The 17,721-nt window shown below is 47.2% G+C and carries 21 protein-coding genes; 20 read left to right on the top strand and 1 reads right to left on the bottom strand.

Annotated elements, in window-relative coordinates; genetic code table 11:
• Positions 1 to 95: 95 nt before the first annotated feature.
• Complete coding sequence (locus ACQKPA_RS00240) at positions 96 to 1,496, bottom strand: cytochrome P450 (protein ID WP_427488407.1); 1,401 nt, start codon at positions 1,494 to 1,496, stop codon at positions 96 to 98.
• Positions 1,497 to 1,644: 148 nt separating this feature from the next.
• Here ACQKPA_RS00240 and ACQKPA_RS00235 point away from each other — a divergent pair, with 148 nt between their 5' ends.
• The 20 genes from ACQKPA_RS00235 (at position 1,645) to ACQKPA_RS00140 (ending at position 17,594) form a co-directional block, all read left to right on the top strand.
• A complete protein-coding gene (locus ACQKPA_RS00235; RefSeq protein ID WP_427488406.1) occupies positions 1,645 to 2,247 on the top strand; it encodes a TetR/AcrR family transcriptional regulator in 603 nt (200 codons plus the stop codon).
• Between the two features lie 327 nt (positions 2,248 to 2,574).
• Positions 2,575 to 3,186 carry a YkoP family protein gene (locus ACQKPA_RS00230; RefSeq protein WP_427490193.1) on the top strand — a complete coding sequence of 204 codons (612 nt, stop codon included), beginning with the start codon at positions 2,575 to 2,577 and terminating at the stop codon, positions 3,184 to 3,186.
• Between the two features lie 85 nt (positions 3,187 to 3,271).
• On the top strand, positions 3,272 to 4,543 hold the full coding sequence (locus ACQKPA_RS00225) for an alcohol acetyltransferase (RefSeq protein WP_427488405.1): 1,272 nt from the start codon (positions 3,272 to 3,274) through the stop codon (positions 4,541 to 4,543).
• Positions 4,540 to 5,217, top strand: coding sequence for a DUF6320 domain-containing protein (locus tag ACQKPA_RS00220; RefSeq protein WP_427488404.1), 678 nt, complete (start codon positions 4,540 to 4,542; stop codon positions 5,215 to 5,217). The genes ACQKPA_RS00225 and ACQKPA_RS00220 overlap by 4 nt, the downstream gene beginning before the upstream one ends.
• Before the next feature lie 12 nt (positions 5,218 to 5,229).
• Positions 5,230 to 5,832 (top strand): GNAT family N-acetyltransferase, encoded by a 603-nt coding sequence (locus tag ACQKPA_RS00215; RefSeq protein ID WP_427488403.1) that lies wholly within the window; start codon positions 5,230 to 5,232, stop codon positions 5,830 to 5,832.
• A gap of 211 nt (positions 5,833 to 6,043) precedes the next feature.
• A complete protein-coding gene (locus ACQKPA_RS00210) occupies positions 6,044 to 7,795 on the top strand; it encodes a LytS/YhcK type 5TM receptor domain-containing protein (protein WP_427490191.1) in 1,752 nt (583 codons plus the stop codon).
• 19 nt (positions 7,796 to 7,814) lie between these two features.
• The gene (locus tag ACQKPA_RS00205) at positions 7,815 to 8,552 is read left to right on the top strand and encodes a LytR/AlgR family response regulator transcription factor (RefSeq protein ID WP_427488402.1); all 738 of its coding nucleotides are present in this window, start codon (positions 7,815 to 7,817) and stop codon (positions 8,550 to 8,552) included.
• Between the two features lie 193 nt (positions 8,553 to 8,745).
• Positions 8,746 to 10,197, top strand: coding sequence for a carbon starvation CstA family protein (locus ACQKPA_RS00200; RefSeq protein WP_427488401.1), 1,452 nt, complete (start codon positions 8,746 to 8,748; stop codon positions 10,195 to 10,197).
• 210 nt (positions 10,198 to 10,407) lie between these two features.
• Positions 10,408 to 11,043: a hypothetical protein gene (locus ACQKPA_RS00195; protein WP_427490189.1), complete on the top strand. Its 636-nt coding sequence runs from the start codon at positions 10,408 to 10,410 to the stop codon at positions 11,041 to 11,043.
• 22 nt (positions 11,044 to 11,065) lie between these two features.
• Positions 11,066 to 11,593: a MauE/DoxX family redox-associated membrane protein gene (locus tag ACQKPA_RS00190; RefSeq protein ID WP_427488400.1), complete on the top strand. Its 528-nt coding sequence runs from the start codon at positions 11,066 to 11,068 to the stop codon at positions 11,591 to 11,593.
• 10 nt (positions 11,594 to 11,603) lie between these two features.
• The gene (locus tag ACQKPA_RS00185; RefSeq protein ID WP_427488399.1) at positions 11,604 to 12,143 is read left to right on the top strand and encodes a methylamine dehydrogenase; all 540 of its coding nucleotides are present in this window, start codon (positions 11,604 to 11,606) and stop codon (positions 12,141 to 12,143) included.
• A 14-nt stretch (positions 12,144 to 12,157) separates the two neighbouring features.
• Positions 12,158 to 12,628 carry a hypothetical protein gene (locus tag ACQKPA_RS00180; RefSeq protein WP_427488397.1) on the top strand — a complete coding sequence of 157 codons (471 nt, stop codon included), beginning with the start codon at positions 12,158 to 12,160 and terminating at the stop codon, positions 12,626 to 12,628.
• Positions 12,629 to 12,868: 240 nt separating this feature from the next.
• The gene (locus tag ACQKPA_RS00175; RefSeq protein WP_427488395.1) at positions 12,869 to 13,273 is read left to right on the top strand and encodes a NusG domain II-containing protein; all 405 of its coding nucleotides are present in this window, start codon (positions 12,869 to 12,871) and stop codon (positions 13,271 to 13,273) included.
• 322 nt (positions 13,274 to 13,595) lie between these two features.
• Complete coding sequence (locus ACQKPA_RS00170) at positions 13,596 to 13,721, top strand: hypothetical protein (RefSeq protein WP_258394524.1); 126 nt, start codon at positions 13,596 to 13,598, stop codon at positions 13,719 to 13,721.
• Between the two features lie 4 nt (positions 13,722 to 13,725).
• Positions 13,726 to 14,355 (top strand): hypothetical protein, encoded by a 630-nt coding sequence (locus tag ACQKPA_RS00165; protein ID WP_427488394.1) that lies wholly within the window; start codon positions 13,726 to 13,728, stop codon positions 14,353 to 14,355.
• Between the two features lie 17 nt (positions 14,356 to 14,372).
• Positions 14,373 to 14,714, top strand: coding sequence for a DUF3139 domain-containing protein (locus ACQKPA_RS00160; RefSeq protein ID WP_427488392.1), 342 nt, complete (start codon positions 14,373 to 14,375; stop codon positions 14,712 to 14,714).
• Between the two features lie 50 nt (positions 14,715 to 14,764).
• Complete coding sequence (locus tag ACQKPA_RS00155) at positions 14,765 to 15,310, top strand: GNAT family N-acetyltransferase (RefSeq protein ID WP_427488390.1); 546 nt, start codon at positions 14,765 to 14,767, stop codon at positions 15,308 to 15,310.
• 171 nt (positions 15,311 to 15,481) lie between these two features.
• The gene (locus ACQKPA_RS00150; RefSeq protein ID WP_427488388.1) at positions 15,482 to 16,021 is read left to right on the top strand and encodes a DUF402 domain-containing protein; all 540 of its coding nucleotides are present in this window, start codon (positions 15,482 to 15,484) and stop codon (positions 16,019 to 16,021) included.
• A 139-nt stretch (positions 16,022 to 16,160) separates the two neighbouring features.
• On the top strand, positions 16,161 to 16,718 hold the full coding sequence (locus ACQKPA_RS00145) for a GNAT family N-acetyltransferase (RefSeq protein WP_427488386.1): 558 nt from the start codon (positions 16,161 to 16,163) through the stop codon (positions 16,716 to 16,718).
• 129 nt (positions 16,719 to 16,847) lie between these two features.
• Complete coding sequence (locus tag ACQKPA_RS00140) at positions 16,848 to 17,594, top strand: GNAT family N-acetyltransferase (protein ID WP_427488384.1); 747 nt, start codon at positions 16,848 to 16,850, stop codon at positions 17,592 to 17,594.
• The last annotated feature ends 127 nt before the right edge of the window (positions 17,595 to 17,721 follow it).

Genomic DNA, 17,721 nt, shown 5'->3' with positions numbered 1-17,721 from the left:
ACATGGAAAACCAATTATGTGTTATTTTGAAGCGCTTACTTTTTAATATTACGAAAAAAAACGATTAGAACCGATGTTGGGTTCGTGTCAACTAATTAATTTTTAAGGCAAGCAGGTTCGACTCCATATTCGATAAGCCGATGAATGGTACCACGTACGTCAACCCGTTCAAATTTGCCGTGCTTCAAAGTGATACGCAAAGGCATGCCGTGAACGGGTCGCATCATCAGATTCGGAGTGATTTTGGCATTATGGACTAGTGAAAATTGATATCGTTGAAGAAGAACCGCAAGGACAATCTTAAGTTCTTGCATGGCGAAGTGCCAGCCTATACACATATGAGGTCCTGCGCTGAATGGTAAGAATTCGTATGCAGAAGGTTTAATGGTCTCCCACCGATGCGGCTTGAATTGATTCGGACTCTCGTAAAGCTCCGGCAGGCGATGGGTAATGAATTGGCTAAAAAAGATATTCGTTCCCGCCGGAAGGGCATAACCATCCAGCTCACAAGGTGCAGCCGTAATGCGGGTGCCGATGCTCGCTGGAGGAAGTAAACGAAGACTCTCTTTCACCACATGGTCCAGCAGGGAGAGTCGGCTCAGCTCCTCCCGAGTCGGATGGTTTCCACCCATCACGGCGTTCAATTCCGCCATTACGTTCGCATAAATGTCCGGGTGCTGTATCAGCAGAAAAAATGCCCAAGTCAAAGCATTTGCAGTGGTTTCATGACCCGCTGTATAGATTGAGAACGCATGCCCGACTAATTCCTCATCCGATAATGAAAAACCATCTTCATCGTGTCCTCTAATTAGTGCGGCTAAGACATCCGTTGCATCTGGCTCCTGTCGCTTCTCATGGATCATGAACCGGATTTGAGTATTAAGCTGTTGTGCAATACGAAGAGAGCGACGGTATGGAGTGAAGGGAAGATTAACGGGGGCGAGGGCGGTAAGCAAAAAAGACTTCGTAAACCGATTGATCAGCATCCCCATGGAGTCCATCATTTCAGTATGGTGAACACCGAATAACGTCTTAAGGGCGATGCGCTGCGTTAACTTTTTCATTTCGGCGTTGATGTCAATCCGGGTACGTCCTCTCCATTCGTCTGCCAATTGTTCCGTTAAGCATGCCATGTCCTGACCGTATTTTTCAATTTGGCCATGCAGAAAGGCGGGCTGGATCAGACGACGGTGCTGTTTGTGCTTCTCACCGCTCATCAATAGCAGATTATGATAGAATAAATCCCCCATTACGGTGTCTTTGGGTATTTTAACAAGAGCCGTGCTCATCTCGAAAAAGTTCGGATTGGATAGGATTTGACGGTTCAGATCGGGTCCAAACGCAAAGACAGATGAAGGCTTGTGGCTTTTCCCCAGGGCAGCGAGCTTACCATACTGTTCAAATAATTTTTCCTGAAATGCGAACGGACTGAGGAAGAAATGAAGCATATTTATCCTCCAGACAAGGGCGGAGTCGGGTCCAGGTATACGGTTCATAATTACACTTCCTTTTTTATGATTTGTAATTAAACTATTCATGTATTTCATAATAGTCCTTTGGATAACAATGATCAAGATATTTTTGAAATTTATGAATTGCATTATTACAAAACATTCCGTATAGTTTTATCCAAGAGGTGAGTATATGAACGGTTATCAACTCCGGACAGTGAAGAAAAAAGAACAAATTATGAAGGCAACCTTCGATTTGATCAGGAAATACGGAGCTGAAAAGACAAGCATTGCAGAAATCTCCAAACACGCCCGCGTGTCCCCTGTCTCCATATATAATTATTTTGGCAGCAAGGAAGAGCTTATCCGGATGACCTTTATCGATTATATGAGTAATATCATGAACGAGTATGAGAAGCTGCTGGATAAGCCCATCCCTTTTCAGGAAAAATTGGAGTTGTTGCTGGGGGCACGAAAGAATAGCATGGATCAGATTAACGCGGATCTTATTCAAATCAGTAATGAACCGACTGTTCAAGAGCATATCGAGGCATTTTACAAGGAGAGAACGATTCCCTTTTTTGTGAAATTGATTGAGCAGGGCAAGCAGGAGGGGGTTATTGATCCGGAAATTTCGATAGAAGCGGCATTGTTTTATATTCAAGTGTTTAAGGAGGCGCTGGCACGACCGGGGTTCATTACACACGCGAGCCCTACCATGCTTCGGGATATCGATCGCCTGTTTTATTATGGCTTGATAGGGAAACCGGAGCACCCTGGGACAGAGAGAGGCTAATGAGTTGATGATATAAGCGTTTAAGGCAAGGCAACCTTTGGTGCAGACCAAAGGTTGTTTTGATTTGCATACAAAGTCATAAGCTAAATGATTTTAAGACATTTCATTGTGACCCAGGATTATCAGGAGTAATAAACGACGCAGCTTTTTTGATCCGCATCTCCGTCTTGAGACCGAGAGCAACTCTGTACCTGAGACGGTGTGAACCTGTGCAGATCTTCTTTATGATGAAATTAACGGATATCTACTGGAGAATCATGGAATGACATATTCAAACTAAAAAATAGTGAGGTGTTCCATCTGCTGCGAAAATTACTTAAAACCGTCATGCAAAGCTCCTGGATGATGTGGGAGCGTATCTTCAGCTTCATTTCCAGGTTCCGCAGCTCGCATATCTCGCGCTTTGGCATTTGCACGGTCATGATTAAGAAGCATCGAGGAGAGCGCATCGTCTGCGAGGACTCGACGGTCATTCAGAATGGAGATCTGGTAGGCGAGCTGCATTTGGACAATGAAACGATTCTCAAACTAATCCGATCGGAAGGGCCGGATCGTGCGGCTCTAAAAATAGCAAGACTTGCAAGAAAGTCCATGCTGCAGATTAGCCGTGCATATGAAGATCGGTCCGAGTTCAGCGAGGTCAGCGCGCTGGTCGGGATTACATTGCTGCACCGTGGATTAACGCATGGTCTTGGTTTTGAGCATCAAGCGATGAAACCGGACTTGTTCCAAAAGCTGACCACGTCCTACCTGCGAATGCTGTTATCCGTGATGCACCCGGATGGCAAGAGCCGGATTGACCGAAGAACGGAATTACTCGTTCCCATGATGTTAATACATACCCGTTCATCGCTGATGAAGCGGTTTTCAATGGCGGATAAGCGGCCTACACGTGAAGAGGGGCATGCCATCTTGGTATCGGCTGCGGTTGAAGCTTGAGTGAAAGTGGCATAGCGACGTACATAAGGTAAGCCTGTTGAGTGCGGCTAAATGGGAGTTCTAATAGAAATGAGGAGAGCAACAGATGGAAGAATGGTATAAACTTGACCACGCCGGGAAGCTGTTTCCCGCGGTTGCAGGAAGGGAGAATTCATCAACCTACCGGTTGTCCATGATGCTGACAAGTGACGTGATGCCATCGGAGTTGCAGCAGGCGCTCGATAGCGTAATGAAGAGATTCCCTCTATTAAACGTCGAGCTTAGAAATGGCCTGTTCTGGAAATTTCTGCGGGAGAAGGAGACACGTTTGATGGTGGAACCGGAATCCACCTATCCTTGTGCTCCCGCAGCTCTCTCGACTGATGGCGGAAGCTTGGTGAGGGTTTTATATCATGGCAACAAGATCAGCGTGGAGATTTTTCATGCGCTAACGGACGGGGGAGGGGCACTGGAGTTTCTCAAAACCTTGGTGTTCCAGTATTTATATCTGCTCGGCGAAAAAGTAGAGGACAAGGAAGGTCTGATTCTGCCACCTGCTTCATTTGCCCGTTACGCCGAGGCACAGGACAGCTTTAAAGCTCATTATACTTCGGTCACGGCCGATTCCAGAATGCCGGAGGCATTGCAAATTCCCGGTACCCGATTCTCGCCTTATGGACACAACGTCATCCACGGCATGATTCACGCTTCGCGGCTGAATGCCGCGGCCAAGCAGAAGGGAGTGACCCTTACCGCTTACTTGACAGCGATTTTGATGATGGCGGTTTATGAGACCACGTTGCCTTTTAACAACGGGAATCGGCCGATTGTGATCAGCATGCCGGTGAACCTGCGTAAAATCTTTCCTTCGAGCAGCCTGCGCAACTTTTTTGCGGTCATCAACATTGGCGTACAGATGAAGGAAGGCATGACATTGGATGAGGTATTAGGTATCGTGCATGCACAGATGAAAGAGAAAACGACGAAGTCTTATCTAACCCAAGCGATGGCTGGCAGCATGAAATACGAGAAGAACCTGTTATCCCGATTCACGCCGCTGAAATTGAAGGATCTGGCGATTCGTTATGGATTCGACCATTACGGTGAAGAAGCCAAAACGCTTACGCTTACCAATCTGGGCCGAGTCGATATCCCTGCGAGTATGGCTGCGCATATCGAGTCAATGGAAACAACGATGTATCCTACGGCCAAGAGTCCAATGAACTGTGCCGTCAGTTCGATCAATGACCAGCTTACCATCACCTTTGCGAGGAATATCGTCGAGAGCGATATGATCAGGCACTTTTTTCGTCAGCTTGCCAGCCTAAGCGGATTGGATATAAGGATTGTCAGCAATGATTGGGGGATGGGCGCATGAGATGCGAGAGCTGTGGGGTATCCGTAGACCGGGCGCACGCAGCATGTCCTCTATGCCGGAGAAATTTACATGGTAAGGGCGATGCACCTTCTCCAGGTAATTCTTGGTACCCCGTCTATGAGGCTGTAGAGGAGCAACTTGCGGGCAGTCTGTTATCGAAGTGGCTTACCTTCATTTCAGTGTCTGTCATCGGCTTATCCTTACTTATAAATATTCTGGGAAATCACGAAGTATGGTGGAGTCTGTACCTCATGCCCTGCGTGCTCTATGCATGGCTGTTCATCAGACATACCTTGATGTCCAAGTCGCACCTTGGCGGCAAAATCGTCGTACAGCTGCTCGGGCTGTCCGGCATGCTGCTTTGGCTTAACGTAGCAGCTGGGACGAATTACTGGTCGACCGGCTACGTCATTCCATTCTTGATGATGACGGCAACCTTTCTGATTACCGTAATATGCTGCACCAGAAAAATGCGCTGGCGTGAGTTCGCAGGTTACTTGTTAACCCTGATCTTGCTTGGGTTCGTGCCCTTATTACTGTATGCCGTCGGCATGTCGCACGTATTATGGACAGCCGTTGCGGCGGCTGTATATGCCTTATTAACGTTCGGCGGGATGTGTCTGATTGCAGATAAGGGATTCCGAAAGGATATGAAGCGCAGATTACATTTTTGACAGGGGGAGAACATGATGTGCTCCATTACGATTAGAAGAATGGCAGATTATGAACGAGACGTTCGCGAGGAAGTGGCGGAAGTGTTTGTCGATGGGTATTATAACGAACTGTCCTATTTCACCGGGGATCGAAGCACGTTAAAGAAAGCCTTCCGGAGTCTATTCAGTCCTGAGGTGTTTTATGTGGCTGAGGTCCAGGGCGTCATTATCGGGATTTTAGCCTGTTCCCATCAGGGTCAGCGAGCCATGCCGGTCGAGGTAGCTCCGCTTCAGGAGGCTTTTGGAGACAAGACAGGCGAGCTTGCATATAACGTCATGAAAAACGAATTTAACCCGGCATTGTCCTATGATGACGAAACAGGTTATATCGAATGTGTGGCAACTACTACGAAAGCGCGCGGCAAAGGCGTTTCCACCGCTTTAATGAAGCATGTCCAAGAGGAGCTGCCATACAAGCGTTATGTCCTGGAAGTGACCGACAGCAACCAAACCGCGTTTCGGTTATATCAGAAATTAGGATTCCGGGAGTTTAAACGCATATCCGAGAACGACGCGGAGGAGAAAGGGTTTAACGACCGTATTTATATGGAATGGAGAAAGCCGGTCATAAGGTGATAATCATACAAATCTGAGTTCCTCAAACGAATATGACAGTTTGGAGTTTAACAACCTCCGCTTTAGAACGAATTGAAGCGGGAGGTTTTTTTGTTGTTTTTTGAGCCTCTGCCATGATAATTTAGTATGTATTGCCAGGTTTACGGCAAACTTCTTAAGGAATCTATTCGTGACGAGTAAGCGATTCAAAGTCAGATTGCGGAGTGACGCCATGTTTGAACTGCTGATTACAATGACCGAGCGGATTGGAATTATTGTGACGATTGCATTTATTGTAACCCGGTTGAGGTTCTTCCGATCGATGATAAGTCAGGACAAGCTGACGTCTGTGCAACAGCTTCAGGCCGTATTAGTCTTCGGTATTTTAGGGATTATCGGGACGTATACCGGAATTACGGTGAACACCGAATCCCTTGAAGTCAACAAATGGATGATGCAAGTTTCCGAAGACGAAGCGATTGCGAATTCAAGGGTCGTCGGTGTTGTCATGGCCGGATTGTTCGGAGGCTACAGAATCGGGCTCGGTGCAGGGCTGATTGCAGGGCTTCACCGTTTTACATTAGGTGGGTTTACGAGTTTGGCCTGTGGGCTCGCGACCATACTTGCAGGTCTTCTGGCCAGCTTGTTTCATAAGAAGAATGAGCAGGTTCGTTTCTCAGCTGCGCTTCTAATGGGGGCATTGGCGGAGTCCCTTCAGATGTTGATTATCCTGCTTTTGTCCAGACCATTCGAACAGGCGATGTCCTTGGTCGGCTATATTGGAGTTCCAATGATTGTAGCAAACGGAATTGGTTGTGCATTGTTTCTGCTCATTATCCGATCCGTATTGAATGAAGAGGAGAAGGCAGCGGCTCAGCAGGCTCAAGCTTCTCTTCGTATTGCCCGCAGAACCATTGGGTACATGCGTCAGGGGATGAATGCGCAATCCGCGGAAGCGGTATGTCAGATTCTTTACGAGGAAGTCAATGCCAGTGCGATTGCGATTACGAATGATCGGATGATTCTGGCCCATGTCGGCACGGCGGATGATCATCATGCGGCAGGCCGTCCGCTGCAGACGGAAGTGACGCGCCGGGTAATTGAACAAGGGGAGCAGCTGATCGCGGATCGGGCGCATATTCAGTGCCAGAAGCCGAATTGTCCATTGGGAGCTGCTGTCATCGGACCTTTGAAGCAGGGGGGTCAGACCGTGGGTACCCTAAAGTTTTATTTTCGAAGTCCGAAGGACATTACCCATGTTACAACAGAATTGATGTCTGGTCTTACGATGCTGTTAAGCTACCAGCTGGAAGCCGCTCAGTTGGAGGAAACCAAGGAACTTGCCAGGGAAGCTGAGATCAAGACGCTTCAAGCACAAATTCATCCGCACTTTTTGTTTAATGCATTAAACACCATACTCTCCTTAACACGGATTGATGCGGAGAAAGCAAGAAAGCTGCTGCGGAGTCTATCGGACTATATCCGCCAGAATTTGACCGCCGCAACCGCCGAGAAGGCCACGCTCCAGGATGAACTGCAGCATATACGATCTTATATGAGCGTTGAACAAACCAGATTCGAGGATAAGCTGCAAATTCAATATGAAGTAGAGGATTCCGCGCTGCAGGCGCTTGTACCACCGCTGACCTTGCAGCCATTAATAGAGAACAGCATACGCCACGGTTTCAGAAACAAAACAAACGATTGTGTCATACTTATCCGCATTCAGGGTGATCCGGCTAACGGTGTATTCGTTACGATCAAAGACAACGGAACGGGGATTACGCCGGAACGGCTTCGGTTATTGGGTCGTCAAATGCTCGATTCTTCATCGGGTACAGGAATGGCTGTGTATAATGTGAACAGAAGATTGGCCTTGATGTATGGGCCTCATGCAGCATTGAACATCCAAAGTGATGAAGCGGTCGGGACAGAAATTCAATTCCAGATTCCCGCAGCCGCTAACGTAAAACTCTACTCATGAAGGCAGGGATTTCTTACACATGATCGAACCCATTCGAACACTCATCGTGGATGATGAACGGTACAGCCGCGAAGAACTGATCTATTTATTGAAGCAGCATCCTACATTGGACATCGTTGGGGAAGCGGATTCCGGGGAACAGGCGGTTTTAAAGACCATGCAGTTGAAGCCGGAAGCCGTATTTCTGGATATTGAAATGCCTTTAATGAACGGGCTTGAAACGGCAAGAGCCTTGAACGAGTTGAAGCTCCCTCCGAAAATCGTGTTTGCCACGGCATACCCTCAATTCGGTGTAGAGGCCTTCCGGTTTGAAGCGCTGGACTATTTGTTAAAGCCCATAGACGAAGATCGACTGGCGGAGACGGTGAGGCGTCTTGAGCAATCATTACGGCGGGAAGACCCTGCCGCATGGGTGCAATCAAAATTATCCGGCAAGCTGTCGTTGGATGTGGAGGGGGAAATCAAGTTCATAGACCCGAATGATATTATTTATATCTCAAGGGAGGATGCATACTCCAAGATTGTCACGGCCGATAAGGAATATCATGTTAAAACGCCGCTCAAGGAGCTGGAAATGAAGCTTCGGCAGTATCCGTTCTTCCGGATTCATAAAAGCTATGTGGTACATCTTGATTATGTGAAAAGCCTGGTTCCTTGGTTTAACGGCGCATTCCAGCTTGAGTTGAAGGGGTGCAGCGACAAACTAGCCGTAAGCCGAAATTATGCCAAGGCATTTCGAGAGGCTTTGGAGATTTAATAAACGTGGATGTGATAAGGCTAGAACGCTCATGATGTGAATGAAGACTGCATGAGAGCCTTTTGATGTGCATAATAACCTTAAATTTGAACATCTTAATGCGTCTAGACGACATGTTAGTTCAAAATCGCCCTCGGACCTCGATAATTTCTTATAATCAATGTAAGCGATTTCAGGAAAAGGGGGCGAAGGCATGTACACCTTCATCATATCGATCATTCTGCTGGTTATTGGATATTTCACTTATGGTAAATACATTGAAAAAATGTTCGGAGTTAAAGAAGAACGGGCAACGCCTGCTTATGTCAATCAGGACGGCGTTGATTATCTGCCCATGAGCTCGAACAAAAACTCGCTGATTCAGCTCCTCAATATAGCCGGTGTAGGCCCCATTTTCGGACCCATTATGGGTGCGCTCTATGGACCGGTTGCTTTTATCTGGATTGTGCTGGGGTGTATTTTTGCCGGGGCTGTGCATGATTACCTGACGGGTATGATCTCCATCCGCAACCGCGGGGCGCATCTGCCGGAGCTTGCTGGCAAGTTTCTGGGTAAAGTGATGAAGCATGTTGTGAACGCTTTCGCGATTCTGCTGCTGGTCTTGGTAGGTACCGTCTTTGTGACCTCACCGGCCAGCCTGCTTCACAATCTGATGAATGGCAAAGTCAGTTTGTGGATAATCACCCTGTTCATTTTCGGCTATTACATTCTTGCTACGCTGCTGCCTATTGATAAAATCATTGGTCGCTTCTATCCGATATTCGGCGCACTGTTACTCATAGCATCTCTTGGAGTCGGCGGGATGCTGATTGTACAGCAGGTACCGATACCGGAATTAACATTAGCCAATCTGCATCCGGATCATATGCCGATTTTCCCGCTATTATTTCTGACGATTACGTGCGGAGCTTTATCCGGATTCCATGCTACCCAGACACCGATTATTTCCCGGACTACACAGACCGAGAAGCAGGGACGCAAAATTTTCTATGGCATGATGATTGCCGAGGGGATCATTGCCATGGTATGGGCCGCAGCGGCGATGAGTTTGTTCCAGGGGTCTAACGGCTTGAACGAGCTTCTGGCAACCGGCGGAACGGGTCTTGTCGTAAGCGAGGTCGCGAAGGTGACATTAGGTGCCGTTGTAGGAACGCTGGCTGTACTGGGAGTGATCGTGCTGCCGATTACCTCGGGGGATACCGCATTTCGGAGCGCGCGCATGATCATTGCCGATTATATCAAACTGCCGCAATTCAGCATGAAGCGGCGCCTTATCATTGCCATTCCTTTGTTTGTCATTTCTATTACCTTAACGCAGATTGATTTCAACATTCTCTGGAGATACTTCTCCTGGGCCAATCAGGCCACTGCGGTTATTGCTTTGTTTGTCAGTGCGATGTATCTGTTCATTGCCCGTAAAAATTACTGGGTAGCACTGATTCCGGGTGCGTTTATGCTTTACACAACGACGGTATATATTCTGAACGCGGAGATCGGATTCAGGCAGTCCATGAATGTATCTTACATTGTGGGTGCTGTCATCAGCGTCATATTGGTTATCGTATTCTTTAAATCGGCCCAAAAAGCGCGCGCAGCCGAAATGCCGCTTGAGGTGGATATCTCGGATTATCATAAAGTCGCATAACGGAATCATCGAGCGTGCATGCATAAATCTAAACCGTCTATGGAGATTGTCCATGGACGGTTTCTTTTTTTCTCAATAAGATAGCCATGTAGCAGGCATACAAAGCGCATAGGATATTTGTGTAAATAATCGACAGGCTGTCACTCATAAGATGAAGAAGTGAAGGGTTCCTTTCTAGGGGTCGTGGGGAGGTGGCATAACTTGCTGTCGATGTTGCTCTTTATATTTGCCTTCGGTGCCGCGGTGGCCAGCGTGGACACCACCTGTGGGCTGAATGTCTTAGGCAGTCTGGAGGGCACGAAGGTCAGTAAATCCAAATATGCGCTGGTATATATCGTGTCCTGTACCTTGGGCGGCGCTATGATGGGTCTGGCGATCGGTTTCATCAATTTTTTGCTGAAATTAACTCCGGTTGGTGTATATCAAAACGATATTATTGTCGTGTTGTTTGCCATACTTCTGGGCTTGGAGTTCATTCAAAAAACGGGAATTCTTCCATCCGGCAATTTCATCGTTCCCTCGGAATGGATCAAGCACGCAGGGTACCGCTCCGCGGCATTATGGGGCCAAATTCTGGGCTTGGGTTTCATCACATTGCAGGTGGGTGTCCTCTTTCACGCCTATATTCTGGTTTCCTTGTTCGCCGCTCCTTGGTGGTTGAGCCTGCTGGCAGGGGCGATGTTTGGGGTTGTTCGCGGTACCGTGTTCAGCCTTCCGCTGATCCGATCCATTGTGTACCGTATGCTTGAAAAAAGGGTACGCAACCTTACGCTGCTCTCGGCCGTGCGGCAAACGGTCTCCAAGCTGCTGATCATTGGTTCTATCATCTGGATCATCACCTACTGAAGAGAAAGGAGCATATGGGCCCATGTACGAGTTGCTCGAGATATCCGTTACACTGCCGATGCTGTTATCAGTGGTGAGTTTTGGCTGGAGCCGTGTATTCGGTGATCCGGATCGTTTCCCCGGAAGTGCACGTCTGCATGTTCTGCTCATCCTCCTGCAAGTCCTGTCAGTGACCTTGGTATATTGTTTTCCATCGCAGCTCAGCTTCCTGTGCATCTCTTTACTCTATTTCATTCAGGGCGTGGGCGTCGCTTATTTCATCCGAAAAAAAGGAAGGGTGGACTGCGGCTGTCTCGGGCCTCAGATCAGCTCCAAGCTTGGTTTTCCATTGATCGGGTTCAATCTGGCGATGGGTCTCATGGGGTTGGCTTACAGCCATCCTGTCTGGTTTGCGCACAGTCATTCTTTCGCTGTTACCGGCCTGTTTATGGAGGGGGTGATGCTGCTGTTATCGCTCTTTATCATCATAGGGGTTCCGGATGCGCTGCATGCGATCCGAATATACCGGGAGATTGTTGCACCTTATGTTTCCAAAATAAAAAAATTGTAAGGAGGCCGCGATGAACACGTTCTTCTGGATCTCATATACCATGCTGTGGATTCTGGTCGTACCGTTGGTCATTCTGAATCTGGTCCTGTTTCGGCAGTTGGGGATTATGGTGATGGGCACCGCGAGAGGCGTGAATCAGTCCGGCATTCCGGTCGGCAACAAAATACCCGGGGCTTCAACGACGACCCTTCAGGGAGCCGAGTGGTCGACGAGCGAGCTGATTGGCACGCCTTCCATCATGCTGTTTGGATCGCCGACGTGTAAGGAATGCGCTGATATTTTGCCGGATTTTAGGCGGATCGCCAGAATGAATGACGTGAAACCCATCCTTTTGCTATTCTCGTCCGTGGATTTAGCATCGGATTATGTCCGAAAAATAGCTTATGACGATGAGGTCCTGATCGTAAGCTCGGAGTTTGCGAATCATCTGGATGTACAGGTCACCCCCTACGCCTACGCGGTGGATATGAACGGCATTATCAGGCATAAGGGATTGGTCAACAGCCGGGAACAACTTGAAGCGTACGCGAAGGCATCAAGGGCTTCTTAAGATGAGGTGAGAGTATGTGGCGGAAGCCGGAGAACAAGGACGAAGAGACGCAGGTGTTGATCAGCCGGGTTACCCGGAAGATGACTCGGAAGTCGCTGCTGAATAAATTTGCGCAAAAAACGGCCGAGACGCTTGCCAAAGTATTGGTCCGGCCCGATGATGACGATATCGTCAAAATCTCGTTTGCTGCGGGGCCATGCCGGCCTCCGCATGGACAATATTGCTCGGGCTGCGGCGCGGATGCTTCCTGTCCGTCCGATTATATCATTTGCACTCCCAAGACGGTGATCGGCGATTGTAAAGGTTTATGTCCTTATCCTTCCGGGTGGTGGTATACGAGTGATCCAGCGGGACAACGGGCCAAGTGTCAGGACTGCATCTCGCGCTATGTACATCCGTATGTCGGAAGGAATTGGTGTTATCAGGGAGCACGGGTCTATGGGCGGTATGTAATCTGTGCATGCAGGTCAACGGAGTTGTATTGATAGAAAAGAGGGAAGTGATTCAAGCAATTCTTGAAATCACTGCCTCCAACACATGATCGAGTCCGTTCCGGGCAGCCGGCAGGCTGCCCCATAGCAAGAGCTGCATCAAGGCTTTCGCGGCTTGCTCCTTCGGTTGTACAAGCTGTTCACATGGATATCGAATGTGACAAAATTCATTTCGGTGGTTTCGCACATCGTTCATACTGGGGTTCCAAAGACTGTGCATGTGGAGGAGGGAGCATGTTGTCCAGAATAAGACGCGGAGATATGATCCTGTTTGCCTTGATCCTGATCCTTGGCTCCTTCACGGGACTGCAGTGGTGGAAGCATAGCCATGTAGATTACCGGCAGGGAGAACTCAAGGCTTTGATTACGGTGAATGGCAAAGAATACGAGACGGTCCCGCTGACCGCGGACGAACGTATCATTGATATAAAAACCAAGTTTGGACACAACACACTGAAAGTGTATGACTACGGGATCCAGATGATATACTCGGATGCTCCGAAGCGAATTGCACTGGATATGGGATTTATCTCGGAACCCTACCAGCAGATCATCTGCGTACCGACTAGAGTCGTGGTTGAGGTGTTAGTTCCCGAACACGAACAGCGAGAGACGGAACTGGATGCTGTGGTAGGCTAAGTTCAGGGGACAAGAGAGTATGACTATCATAAATTTTACACCGGGGGGTGCCGGTTCTTTTCGTTATGTAGGACAATGGTGTGAATGAAAGGATAGCGTAACTTTTTAGCTAAAAGAATAGTTATAATTAGAGAGGATACGAAGTCAGATAACCACCATTTTCCGATGAATAGATCCGAAGGAGGCTGTTACATCCTTTCCATTGTGAAAGGACGAGAATTTCAGCCGGATTCGAAAAAGTTCTGAGGGCAAGAGGGATTATACATAGAAGAGTTATGGTCAATTGGAGGTCTCCAGTCAGAGCAGCAAAGGTGGAGAAATTATGGGTATGATCGCATTGATATTGATTGTAGGCTTTTTATTCGTTGTGGTATATTTGCGGGCGATCTGGAACGTATTGCTGGACATTCGAAACGAGTTAAGAAAAGACAATGACAGAGGGGCATGATTAGATGATGAACGAGAAAAAAGACTACTCCCACGTATACTGGATCGGAGGTTCCCCTTGTTCAGGCAAATCCACGATTGCCGAAATGATCACGAAAGATTACGGCTACACCTATTATCAATGTGATCTGTTCAACGAGAAGCATGTAAACTCATGCAATCCGTCGGAGCATCCCACCATGTTCCGTTTGAAGGATATGGACTGGAATACATTATGGTCACGACCGGTTGAGCAGCAGATTCATGAGGAGCTGGAGTTTTATCGCGAGGAATTTCCGATGATCGTGGATGATGTATCGGCCATGCCGGCCTCAACCCCCATTATTGTGGAGGGAGCAGCGCTTTTACCTGAAAAAGTAGCACAGCTGGTATGCAGCCCGCATCAGGCAATATGGATCGTACCGGTTCCGGATTTCCAGAAGGAGCATTATGCGAAGCGCGAATGGATCCACGATATTCTGAATCAATGCGATGATCCCGATAACGCGTTTCAGAATTGGATGGGACGAGATATCGGTTTTGCGGCATATGTGGCCAAGGACGCCATGGATCGGGGATTCAAGGTGATATTCGTGGACGGAAGCAGAAGCATTCAGGAGAACTACGAAGAGGTTAAGCGGCATTTAAATCTATGAAAATAATAGGAAATAAAATGAAGAAACTCAAAATTGCATTATTGGTTTTGTTAGTTCTTGTGCTTCTGTCTCCCTTTGTGTACGTGCAGGCAAACAAAATGATCTACGCTAAGAAGGTGAATGCTTACCTGCTTGAAGAAGAGCGTTACAGCAAGGATGAGATACAGTCTGTACAAGGCGTCTGGGGGGTTAAGCTGCCTCCCTTTTATGTCGTCGTGGTGTTCAAGGACGAGCCTGATGTCGAATATATTTATTTTGCCCATGATACGATTATGCAGTTTGAATACCGATTGACACCAGAAGGGAAAGCCCGTGGAATTACCCGATCAAAGCTAAAGCATTATATCCCAAGGGACTGATATGGTATTATCTGATTTCAGTTTAAGTTGTTCAGGGGGGGGAGCATAGTATGTCCATTACAATACAAACATCACGTCTGCAGTTGAAGACCATTGATCGGGACCGGGCAGCGGATGTGGTGGATTTTATCGTCAAGAACGATGAGCATTGGAAGGTGTGGGAGCCTGCTAGAGAAGCTGAGTTCTATACCTTGGATAAGCAGGCGGAGATTCTGGCAGCGGAGAGCCGAAGCATAGCAGATGGATCTCTGTTTAAAGTGTGGCTGCATAAAGATGATGAAATTATCGGTTCGATTGCGATCAGCAATATCGTTCGAGGCGTCTTTCAATCGGCACATGTGGGATACAAGCTGGCACAGGCTCATACGGGGAAAGGGTATATGACCGAAGCGCTAAGGGCCGTGGTCGCCTATTCCTTTGATACGCTGGGGCTGCACCGGCTGGAAGCTAACATCATGCCAAGAAACAAAGCTTCGTTGAATGTAGTGAGACGATTAGGCTTCTACGAAGAAGGGCTTGCCATCAAATACCTGAAGATTAACGGTGTCTGGGAAGATCACTTACATATGGTAATACGCAATGAACGCATGGAATAGACGCGTGAAAACGAAAGGTACACACTTCAATGCTTACTAGCACAAACCGATCATTAAGCCTCAGACCAGAGATGGGAGCAACGCTAATCAATATGTTATGTTCAGCAGGTATTCGTTAACTGCCGAATTGAACACGTTATTGATCATCGGGAAATCATGTGCGTGGAGGTTATGGTGAAAAGAAAATATGCTGACAGGCTGGATTGGCGAAGAGTTATAAGCAGAGATTTCAAATGTGCATTGATTGAGGAACAGGATTTCAAGGGATATGTTACTTTACTTAGCCTCCATAAGGTAGAGCGCAAGTTATTCGTTCAATATCAAGACGAAGAATTGTGCCTCGCAGCTGAAGGATACTTCTGGCTTCAGCAGTTTCCATTGGATTCCAATTTCTGTGTGACCACGATGTTGAACCAAAACCATGAAGTGGTCCAAAGGTATATCGATATTTCTAGGGTGAATGGAGTTAGTGATGAAGGGATCCCTTATTGGGATGATCTCTATCTGGATGTTATTGTGCTTCCGGACGGAAGCCTCTTCATTCAAGATGAAGATGAGCTTGAGGAAGCCTTACGCCAAGGGCATATTGAGTTTCAAGATTATAAGCTGGCTAAAGAAACGGCGGCAAAGATCATATTGGAAATCCGGTCTGGAGAAAACAAGGTGATCAACAATAGTATCAGGCACTTTTGGCAACTGATCAACCTCTAACCATCCAGATCCCTGATGATCATGCTTGGAAACCCGTCCAGCTAACCGATGAACAAAAGGAAGAGGTTAAAGCCCATGTTATGAAACACACCAAAAATCTGTGAGTCTATTGTAATTGAAGATACAAGGAGGGCTAAACATGCTTCAAGTAGAAGTCAGGCGACCAAATCGCGGCGATATAATTGCCTTGGATCATTTTTTCAGGTTCGTGATTACCGATACTTTTGCCAAAGAAGGCTTGGCAGATTTACTGGAGGATATTGAACAGGAGATTGACAGCAAAAATAGGTACTTGAACGCAGATTTTGAAACGAACGGTGAGGAGAGATATTTTCTCATCGGTCTGCTAGACAACAACATTGTGAGCTGCATCGAGTATGGTCCATCCAATGCATTGATCCGGGAAGCTACCGATGGGGAATTGCGTGATGTGGTTGAAATCGGAACGGTATTTGTTCATCCGGATTACCAGCAGCAAGGGATAGGAAATTTAATGTTAAATGTCATGTATCTTACGCTTCTCAATAAAGGATTGGCGCAATTTTGTTTGGATAGCGGATACTCTCGTGCACAGAAGATATGGAAGAAGAAGCTCGGTGAACCCGATTATGTCCTACAGGACCATTGGGGGAGTGGAGCAGACCATATGATATGGAAACGAAGGCTCGCAGATGTTCCAGTTATATTCAGTTTATAAGGCGGTTAATTACACTAACGAAACCGGGTGAACGGTCTGGTTTAGAGAAAGGAATACATTTTTTATTTATTGAATAAAAATTCATATTAACGTATATTTATTCCTAACATATTTGTAGGAGTGGTTTACGTGCATAAGAAAATCGAAGAGCTTACCTTAAACGCTTGGCCAGCGCTCCAAACCTTGACACAACAGGGATGGCTGTTACGATTTGCAGACGGCTATACCAAGAGATCCAACTCAATTCAAGCTCTCTATACGGAGTCCTCGATCGACCTTCATAGCCAGATTGAACAATGTGAGCGTTTATATGTTAAGGCCGGGCTTGACGTCGTATTTAAAATCACACCATTCAATCCGCAGGAACTTGATCCTATTTTAGAATCCAGAGGATATACCGTACTGGATCCTACAAGCCTCCGAGTATTGGATCAGCTGGAAGATATGGAGTCTCCATCCCATAAGGAAGTTCAGATCGAAGACAAGCTGACCGATGAATGGCTGGATGTGCTAGCGGACATAACCGGAATTTCCGAGAAGAACAAGGCTGTGAAAAGAAAGCTGTTTAACTATTCCGTGATACAGTATGGATTCTTCATCCTATATGATCAAGCTGAACCTGTAGCATGCGGGATCGGAGCTTTGGAGCAGGGCATTGTAGGAATATATGATCTGGCTACCGCTCCGGCATATCGAAATCGCGGGTTTGGCAAACAGTTACTATTACATATTCTGCATTGGGCCAAGAAACATGGAGCTACAAGCAGCTATTTACAGGTGGTACAGAACAATTTTGCCGCAAGCCGGTTATACGATCGTCTTCAGTACAAAGAGATCTATTCCTATTGGTACAGGCGCAAGCGTATCGAAGGGTAAGCACATGCAACCGTAATCATGGATGTTCATGAATCTGCTGTTTACTTGAACAGAGGGTTACTCAATCTGAGGAACGGTTGTATAATCATGGAAGATGACTTGCGCAGATGCCCCGGCTTTAGAGGAT

Source organism: Paenibacillus sp. NPDC093718 (genome assembly GCF_050279985.1).
GTDB lineage: Bacteria > Bacillota > Bacilli > Paenibacillales > Paenibacillaceae > Paenibacillus_AQ.
Note: the sequence above shows the minus strand (reverse complement) of the source record. Positions and strands in the feature narration are given on the sequence as shown.